Below are 236 nucleotides of genomic sequence, written 5' to 3'. Positions count from 1 at the left end.
CCGGTCTGGAGCATATTTGATTTCTTACTGATCACGAAGTCATAACCCTGAGCACCTGCACATCCTTTGGAAAGTTTGACAGTAAGCTTGTTTCTGTCAATGGAATGGCTGGAAATCTTTGTGTTGGCAGGTCGCAGGTATGCGCCGTTTTCATCTGTGATACTTCCGTCTGTGTGAATGACTCTGCCATTGAGAGATTCTGTACCAAATGCTATGAAATAATCCTGTCCTTTGGA

Annotated in this window: 1 protein-coding gene; it reads right to left on the bottom strand. The window is 44.1% G+C overall.

Going from position 1 to position 236, the window contains the following annotated elements:
- On the bottom strand, nt 1-236 hold a 236-nt coding region (locus LJE09_RS17765; RefSeq protein ID WP_227311648.1), incomplete at both ends, for a hypothetical protein.

The organism is Blautia sp. DFI.3.45 (assembly GCF_020593505.1).
Lineage (GTDB): Bacteria > Bacillota > Clostridia > Lachnospirales > Lachnospiraceae > Blautia_A > Blautia_A wexlerae.
The sequence above is the reverse complement of the archived record's forward strand: the minus strand, read 5'-3'. Positions and strand labels throughout refer to the sequence as shown.